The sequence below is a fragment of the Maribacter sp. genome (genome assembly GCF_039968975.1).
Classification (GTDB): domain Bacteria; phylum Bacteroidota; class Bacteroidia; order Flavobacteriales; family Flavobacteriaceae; genus Maribacter.
Genome location: NZ_JBDVOT010000012.1, coordinates 1 through 8,606, shown reverse-complemented (window position 1 = coordinate 8,606; position 8,606 = coordinate 1). Strand labels below are relative to the sequence as shown.

Here is an 8,606-nt window from a genome sequence, read left to right as displayed (position 1 = left end):
GGTTCATGGTGTACAGATGATGAATAAGTATAATAAATTGTCCATGTAAAATTCGTTGTTGGTTATTCGTTGATGGCTGTTCGTAACAGCCTTCTTCAATAATCAATACATTGAAATTAAAGCTAGTTTAAAAATTATTGCAAATGGAATATTCATTATGAATATCCATGGTTAAGAAAAAGAAATTAAATGTTGTGAAGTTAAAGTTTAATGCATTTGTACAAAATGCAAACAACGAACAACGAACAACGAACAACTAAAAAAATGGCTACAAAATCATTAAAAGCAAAAGGAAACGATTTAGCAGTTTCCAATAAGCAATTAGAAATACTAAACGGAGGAATTTTTGCCGATGGTGAGCTTCCATATTTTAAGGATAAAATTGCAGATATCGGGCATTTTCCACTACGACCAAAAAAACTAGAAATATTACAAATAAACGTAGGTTATATGTGTAACCAAGTTTGTGAACATTGCCATGTAGACGCTGGTCCAGACCGTAAGGAGATTATGACACGCGATACTATGCTACAATGTATAGAAGTAATTAAAAACACAGGAGCACATACCCTAGATCTAACCGGTGGTGCACCAGAAATGAATCCTGATTTTGAGTGGTTTGTAGAAGAAGCTGCAAAAGCCGGTATCAAAGACTTTATTGTACGTTCTAACTTAACTATAATAAGAGCTAACAAGAAATATTATCACCTACCAGATTTCTTTAAAAAGCATAATGTACATGTTATCTCTTCAATGCCACACTATACCCGTGGCAAAACGGATAAGCAAAGAGGTGACGGAGTTTTTGACAAGTCGATCAAGGCATTACAAGAATTAAACGAAAGAGCCTATGGTATGCCAGGTAGCGATTTAAGGTTAGATTTAGTTTATAATCCATCAGGAGCATATTTACCAGGAGATCAAGCTGCCATGGAAAAGGATTTCAAAAAAGCTTTAAAAGAAGATTTTGATATTCAGTTTCACAATCTTTTCGCTATTACCAATCTTCCTATTGCTCGTTTCTTAGACTACTTAATAGCATCAGAAAACTATGAAGATTACATGTACGCTTTAGTAGAGGCCTACAACCCTTCTGCAGTTGCAAATGTAATGTGTACCAACACTATTTCTATTAGTTGGGATGGATGGTTATATGATTGTGATTTTAACCAAATGCTAGATTTAAAAGTAGCCAGTAAGGTGAAACATATTAAAGATTATAATGAAGACATCTTGAACGATAGAAACATCATTATCTCGCAACATTGTTATGGCTGTACCGCAGGTGCCGGTAGTAGCTGTCAGGGAACTGTTGCTTAACAAAAACTATTTAATAATGAACCGTTTAATGATTTACATTGAACGGTTTTTTTATTTCTAGATATTTCACAACACTATAAATCAACCAAATATATCTTATCCAGAACTGACTACTTAGTTTGTTTGTTGATTCAAAAAAAATGTTATACACCGATAAAATATACGTTTATCGAAAAAATATGCATCTAATCCATAAATCCTGAGGTTGTTATACCAAACGACGTTCTATAAAAAGACCACTTGGTCGGATTTACCCAAATCTCAATATTATGAACAAGAGCCTTAAGCGCATGGCAACCATGCAACGTTTACAGAACACAGGATTAGAATTATTTTATGCCCAAGGGTATTATGACACTAGTGTAGATGATATTCTTAAAAAACTAGACCTTTCTAAAGGGGCTTTTTACTATCATTTTGACTCTAAGGAAGATTACTTTATACAAATCATTCAAAATTTACTGGCACGTAAAATCTACAGCACTTTAATAGAACCTATTGAAGGGCACGATAATCCGTTAACACTAATAACAAATTGTTTTGATGATGCCATGGAAACAGCTGTGCACAATGAAATGGATTACGGTTGCATTTTAAGTAATTTCTTAAGTGAATTCAACGGAAAGAACGAAGTAATTATGCGTCACCTAAACGAAATTGTTACGGTTTGGGAAGTAAACTTGGTTACTTCATTACAAAAAGGAAAATTCAATGGATATTTAGACCGCCACGTAGATTGTGAAGCTGCGGCAACTTTTTTGATGAGCTCTTATTTTGGAGTTAGAACATTAATGACCAGTTCAGCGCCATCAGCTAAAAAATATAGGTTTATGTCTCAACTACGTCAATACTTTAAAAGTATAGAAGCTAAGCATGTCAACTCCTAAACCGAAGTACTTAAAATTTCATTTATTTTCTGAACAATTGTTACAGGTAGAATAGTTTCCATGACCTTATCGTAACCATCAGGATATTTATTGCCATAGATAGAAGTAGGTATAGCTGGGTATTTTTTTCTGTCTGATAAAAGGGCGTAATGCTCTGGCTGATTAAAAGGTGAAAAACCAGCATATGGATGTGTAACTCCCCAAATTGTTACGGTTGGCACACCATACATTGCAGCTAAATGCGCATTTCCACTATCCATTGCCAACATCAGTTCAAGGTTAGATATTAATCTCAACTCATCTGAAAAAGACAATTTTCCGGCAACATTATGGCAATTGTTGAACTGCTCATCCCATTTAGTCAAAACTTCAATTTCCTTTTCTCCTCCACCGAACAATACAATTTGATAATTGTTAGATGAATTCAATGAGTTTAGCACTTCTTCCATCAAATTTTGTGGATACATTTTTCCACTAAAAGCAGCAAAAGGAGCTATGCCAATAAGAAGTTTACCCTTAGCATCATTTAAATTCAATACATTTTCAGAAATAGTTCGTTTTGGCAAGGTTTCCATCTCTGAAATAGTAATGGGGCAACCCAACTTACCAAACACCTCTGCATAACGCTCAAAAGTGGTCTTTAAAGGAGTAAAAGATGTTCGCTGTGGATTAACCAATTCTTTTTTTGCTTCCCTACCCTTATCAACTTGAATAAAAGGAATTGAAGAGAGTTTAAAATACTGTTTTAAAATTGTACTTCGTAATACGTTATGGATATCTGCGACCGCATTAATCTGCAAGGTTTTTAATTCTTTGTATAATTTCCAAAGTCCTAAAACACCCTTATGTTTTCCTTTTACATCAGCTTTAAAAACCTTTACGTTAGGTATATCGTCAAAAATTGGCGCAGTAAAAGCTTTAGTTAAAACAGTAATCTTTAGCTCCGGATATTTTTTAGTAAGTCCCAAAATAACTGGTACCGACATTGCAACATCACCCATTGCCGATAGTCGTATGACTAATATATGCTTGGTATTATTTGGTGCCACGAAGGATGGGGTTTAGTTCCTCATCATTATACATTTTCATTTGCTTATACACCTTCATGTATTTAGCACCACTCTCAATATCGGCAAGTAATTGGTCTATAGCAGAAGAAAGATCATTCTTCTGCTCAAGTAAAACTTCTAATTTAGCTTGACATTTTTCTCGATGCTCTAAAGAAGCATCCGCTCTTGTAGCTTCTTCGGTCATATGATAAATTTTCAATGCCAAAATAGATAGTCGATCAATTGCCCAAGCAGGACTTTCTGTATTAATAGTTGCATCTGAATTAACATCTACCGATTGGTATTTATTAAGAAAATAACTATCAATAAATTCCACCAAGTCTGTTCTATCTTGATTACTCGCATCAATTTTACGCTTCAGTACTAAGGCATCACCAGGATTAATATCCGGATTTCTTATAATATCTTCATAATGCCATTGCACCGTATCAATCCAGTTCTTTCTATATAACAAGTGTTCAATATCTTCTTTAGAATAAGGATTTTCAAAGCTCTGGTATACATCGTCTTTGATATGGTACTTCTCTATACTTCTATTAAATATATTAAATGCGAATTCGCTAAACATAGGTGACTTTTTTACAAAGATAAAGTTTAAAGAATAAACCTAGAGTTTTGTTACAAAAACTATAATTGGCACCATTATGCTGGCAATAAGTATCAATTCTAAAAACTTAGGTTTTTTAATAAATTCCAGATAATTTACTATAAAAACAACAGATGGAAAAAAAGTAATCATGACTGCATTATTATTTTCAGTAATTACCAAAACATTGACGATTAAACCAATAATAAATGAAAATGCTATCAATCGCATTATAATGACTTTACCAACACCAGATTTACTTAGGTTAACAAATGCTGAAAAAGCTAACGCCATATTAAACAATGCATATAGGGTCATCTTTAGACTAGTCCACCATTTAATAGGAAATATAGCATCATAATCAATGGCAAAATCGTAATGGTCTAAGATAAAACTTGGCTTATCCAACAATATTAAAATACCGTAGAGTATCATAAAAAAACAGAACCCCGCAGATAATAAAACTAGCCAGTTTCTTATATTTTTTGGGTCATAAATATAAATAGCGGCGAAAACCAATAATAAATACAGCAGAGCCCATTCATAAAATACACTTGAAATACAAATCCAGAGTCCAGCATCAAAAATTTTAAGTTTTATACTTTTCAGAGATTTGATACTTAAAAGCCGTCTCATAGCTAGAAGAAGAAAAAAGCTAGTGAAAATTGCGTTGTTGTCACCTAAGGTCTCGGGGAATACAACAAATAGTAGCGTAAAAAATAAAATCGCAAATGAATTGGTACCCGTTAGTTTGTTACGTTTAACAACAAAGTCGACCACGAAAACACTAAATAGCAGAATGGTCAAAATACCGATTGATGGGGCAATTTCTACATTGCTCATCGTTAAATCGAATAGGTAAAATTGAACCGACCAATAGAAAAGAAACAAAAAAACCAGAAGAATAATGAAATTCACCGGTTTTGTTTTCTCAAAAATGCTTGAAATCATCTAAGCTTTTTATATTTTTGCTGGTAAATATAGTAATAAGATGAAATCATTTTTTGAAGGTATCGCAGATTTGTTCGTAAATGTACTATTTGCACCGTTAGATTTTTTGCGTTTTACAGATAGCTGGGCATTATCAAATATCTTAAACTGGATATTTATGTTGATTGGCTCTGTTGCTTTTGTTTATTGGATGCTTGAATTGAAAAAGTACAATGATAAAGGAGAGGAAGATACATCAAGTACTTCTCACTCTTACTTATAATATCAATTTAAACCATTTATCGGTTTTAATACATAAAACCGATAAATGGTTACTACTTAGAGATCGAAACCAAGATCTTTTCTATAGTTCATTCCTTCAAAGGAAAGCTTCTCTACGTTTTGATACGATTTTGATAGTGCCGATTTAAAGTCATCTCCAAAAGATGTAATCGCCATTACCCTACCACCATTAGTAATCACTTTACCATCTTTAAGCGTTGTACCTGCGTGAAAAACTAAAGATTCATCAATTGCATCTATACCGGTGATTTCTTTTCCTTTTTCATAAGACCCAGGATAACCACCAGAAACGGTCATAACCGTAGTCGCAGTTCTAGTATCTAAATTTAAATCTATATCTGATAATTTTTGGTCAGCAACAGCTTTTAGCAATTCTACCATATCGTTTTGTATACGTGGCAAAACTACTTCGGTCTCAGGGTCACCCATTCTAACATTATATTCAATAACCTTGGGGTCATCGCCAACTTTTATAAGCCCAATAAAGATAAAGCCCTTATAAGGCATATTATCCTTTTTAAGACCTTCTACGGTAGGTTTTACAATTCGATGTTCAATCTTATCCATAAACTCCTTACTTGCGAAAGGAACCGGCGAAATAGCTCCCATACCCCCTGTATTGAGTCCGGTATCTCCCTCACCTATTCTTTTATAGTCTTTTGCGGTTGGTAACACTTTATAACTATTACCATCAGTAAGCACAAAAACACTTAATTCAATACCATCAAGAAACTCTTCAATTACCACAGTTGCACTTGCTGTACCAAATTTCTTATCTACTAACATGGATTTTAGTTCAACCTTAGCATCATTTAGATCATTTAGAATAACCACACCTTTACCAGCAGCTAAACCGTCAGCTTTTAAAACAAACGGAGGGTTCAGTTCTTCTAAAAACTTGAAACCATCTTCCACAGTTTCAGATGTGAAACTTTTATACTGAGCGGTAGGAATTTGATGACGCATCATAAATTCCTTTGCAAATTCTTTACTACCTTCTAGTGTTGCAGCTAATTTCTCCGGACCTATAACTGATACATTTTTTAGCTCAGCACCTTGCAAAAAGAAATCATGAATTCCATTAACCAAGGGATCTTCTGGCCCCACCATCACCAGTTCAATATTCTCCTTTAGAACCAATTTTTTAATGGCTTCAAAATCATTTACACCAATTGGTACATTAGTAGCAATAATTTCTGTACCGGCATTTCCCGGCGCAACAAAAAGTTTAGAGAGCTTTTTACTTTGAGCTAATTTCCAAGCAAAAGTATGCTCACGACCTCCGGACCCTAGAATTAAAATGTTCATATTTTCAATTTTTACAAACGCAATGTTTGCCCTTTATATAAATTATTTTGTAGAAAAATCTCTATGCTCTTTCTTTTGCAAGTCCTCTGCTGGCAAGGATTTAAAATAATCGTATACGATTTTTTTAAATCCTTGTCATAACGAACTCCATTAAACACCTCTTGAAAATAAAACAGTCGTTACCGTTTTAAATACAATACGTAAATCTAGAGTAATGGACCTGTTTTTAATGTAATACAAATCATACTCAAGCTTTTTTATTGAATCTTCTAAATTTTCCCCATACTTATACTTCACCTGGGCCCAACCAGTAATCCCTGGCTTTATCAAATGACGTGTACCGTAAAAAGGAACCAATGAATTTAATTGGTTTACAAATACTTTACGTTCTGGTCGTGGTCCAATGAACTGCATATCTCCTTTAATTACTGATAGTATTTGAGGTAATTCATCAATTCTGAAAATTCTCAATATACGACCAAAGGGTGTTATTCTAGCATCATTTTTTACCGCCATTTTAGCACCTTCTTTTTCTGCATTTACAACCATAGATCTAAACTTATATATTTTAAATTCGTTACCGTGAAGTCCAACTCTTTTCTGCGTATAAAATAAAGGTCCTCGATTAAAAAAAATATTTAAAATAAAAACGAATGGTATACATAACATTAAGATAATGCCCACAATCAACGAAAGAATAAAATTGACTAAGAAACTAAAAATAGTGTGTAAGTATCTAATCTTTCGATTTCTCAACTGTAAGATTTCATAAAAACTATCATTGTGAGATTGTATTGGCAGAGCTTCATAAGTGTTTTCGTAAAATGATGTATAGGAAATAACCTCTTTACCTTTAAGAATAGACCTTAGAAGAATTTTTTCTAAATCATCCGGAAATTCGCTATAATTCTTAATATTAACAATCCACGAATCTACCTTTTCTGTTGCTACTAAAAACTTCTTTCTTACCTCACTATGTTGATTAAGATTATATGTTAACTTGACTTTGTAAAAAGTTTCAACATCTTCGCCATCTATAGATGAAGTTACTTCTCTAAAATGTTTCTCGGTTTCTTTATCATAAATTAATAACACATTGCGTGTTGTAGGTATTACCCTAAAAACATTTACAAAAAACAATCTCCATAAAGCTATTTCTATTGGTGTTAAAATAAGAAAAACTAATAATGGTATTCTCCAAAAACTAGTATCAAAAAATAAAACCGAAAAAAGAAAAACTATAAAAACAAACAATGCAGTTATATATAACGCTTGGGATACAACATACTTTCTTTTTAATGTTTTTTGTAGGTTATATAAATCTAATATATAAGAAAGCGTTAGAAAAGAGAATACACCAAATACAGTAACGATCACCTTTAGTTTGAATGATAAAAATTCAATATCAATTGCATTATTAACAAATACATTAAGACTAGATAAAATTATTACCAAATCTCCTAGTAAAAGTATAAACTTTCGTTCTATTGAATTTAATATGGAAGGGTTTGGCATAATACTGAAAGTAAAAGATTCGCAATTTATATTAAATTTTTACGATTACCCGTATTGATAAAGAAAACCGTAAAAAAAACAAAAAAGAAAAGTCCTCTTTGCATATATAAAAAATCTTCTATCAAGCAAAGACCAAGAACCAAAATTAAAAAATATTGAAAAATTAAATTACCACTCTTAAAAGCAATGAAGATTAAATATCCTAACAAACAAAATAGTATAATTAGACCTAACAACCCATTTGATAAAAGTTCTTTTAAAAATGAATTATGAGGTATTAATACCGTTTTTACTTCATTTATTACTACAGTATACTTTAATATATTCTTCTCTCCTATTCCAAATAATACATTATCCTCTATTATTTCTAAAGACTTATTGAAAAACACTGTCCTATCAAAATATGATTTTGTTAAAGATTTAAAAATCCATTCTTTAACAAGAAAAAAACCTAATCCAATTGATAAAAATAAGGGTAAAATCAATATTCTGTAATATTTTAATAACAACAAAGTGTTTATGATTAAAAACAAGCCCATTGTTAATTTTGAACCAAGAAAAAAAATAGCACATAACTCTAATGAGAAAATAAATCCGAAACCAATTTTACTCTTTATGTTTCGTCCCTTAATGTATTGATTCAAGACAAATACAGAAGACAAAACAATATAAGAGCCTATGTACGTT

At 32.2% G+C, this 8,606-nt stretch carries 9 protein-coding genes; 3 read left to right on the top strand and 6 right to left on the bottom strand.

Annotated features, from left to right (window positions below; translation table 11 throughout):
- Positions 1 to 264: 264 nt before the first annotated feature.
- Together arsS and ABJI11_RS00555 are read left to right on the top strand one after the other, a co-directional pair.
- On the top strand, positions 265 to 1,320 hold the full coding sequence (arsS, locus tag ABJI11_RS00560) for an arsenosugar biosynthesis radical SAM (seleno)protein ArsS (RefSeq protein ID WP_348348528.1): 1,056 nt from the start codon (positions 265 to 267) through the stop codon (positions 1,318 to 1,320).
- Positions 1,321 to 1,589: 269 nt separating this feature from the next.
- Complete coding sequence (locus ABJI11_RS00555; protein ID WP_348348526.1) at positions 1,590 to 2,207, top strand: TetR/AcrR family transcriptional regulator; 618 nt, start codon at positions 1,590 to 1,592, stop codon at positions 2,205 to 2,207.
- On the opposite strand, the gene ABJI11_RS00550 is transcribed toward ABJI11_RS00555, so the two are convergent.
- From ABJI11_RS00550 to ABJI11_RS00540, 3 genes are read right to left on the bottom strand one after another with little or no spacing between them, the layout of a single operon-like run.
- The gene (locus ABJI11_RS00550; RefSeq protein WP_348348524.1) at positions 2,204 to 3,256 is read right to left on the bottom strand and encodes a glycosyltransferase family 9 protein; all 1,053 of its coding nucleotides are present in this window, start codon (positions 3,254 to 3,256) and stop codon (positions 2,204 to 2,206) included. The two genes, ABJI11_RS00555 and ABJI11_RS00550, sit on opposite strands and share 4 nt — an antisense overlap.
- Positions 3,243 to 3,845: a DUF4254 domain-containing protein gene (locus tag ABJI11_RS00545; RefSeq protein ID WP_348348522.1), complete on the bottom strand. Its 603-nt coding sequence runs from the start codon at positions 3,843 to 3,845 to the stop codon at positions 3,243 to 3,245. Before ABJI11_RS00545 ends, ABJI11_RS00550 begins: the two co-directional genes overlap by 14 nt.
- Positions 3,846 to 3,884: 39 nt before the next feature.
- Positions 3,885 to 4,814: a DUF6427 family protein gene (locus tag ABJI11_RS00540; RefSeq protein ID WP_348348520.1), complete on the bottom strand. Its 930-nt coding sequence runs from the start codon at positions 4,812 to 4,814 to the stop codon at positions 3,885 to 3,887.
- Positions 4,815 to 4,854: 40 nt separating this feature from the next.
- On the opposite strand from ABJI11_RS00540, the gene ABJI11_RS00535 reads away from it, so the two are divergent.
- On the top strand, positions 4,855 to 5,076 hold the full coding sequence (locus tag ABJI11_RS00535; protein WP_276491486.1) for a uracil phosphoribosyltransferase: 222 nt from the start codon (positions 4,855 to 4,857) through the stop codon (positions 5,074 to 5,076).
- 56 nt (positions 5,077 to 5,132) lie between these two features.
- On the opposite strand, the gene purD is transcribed toward ABJI11_RS00535, so the two are convergent.
- From purD to ABJI11_RS00520, 3 genes are all read right to left on the bottom strand, one after another.
- The gene (gene purD / locus ABJI11_RS00530; RefSeq protein ID WP_348348518.1) at positions 5,133 to 6,404 is read right to left on the bottom strand and encodes a phosphoribosylamine--glycine ligase; all 1,272 of its coding nucleotides are present in this window, start codon (positions 6,402 to 6,404) and stop codon (positions 5,133 to 5,135) included.
- A 150-nt stretch (positions 6,405 to 6,554) separates the two neighbouring features.
- Entirely contained in the window at positions 6,555 to 7,919 is a 1,365-nt protein-coding gene (locus ABJI11_RS00525) for a sugar transferase (protein WP_348348516.1), read from the bottom strand.
- A 26-nt stretch (positions 7,920 to 7,945) separates the two neighbouring features.
- Positions 7,946 to 8,458, bottom strand: a complete 513-nt coding sequence (locus ABJI11_RS00520; RefSeq protein WP_348348514.1) for a hypothetical protein — start codon at positions 8,456 to 8,458, stop codon at positions 7,946 to 7,948.
- Positions 8,459 to 8,606: the final 148 nt, after the last annotated feature.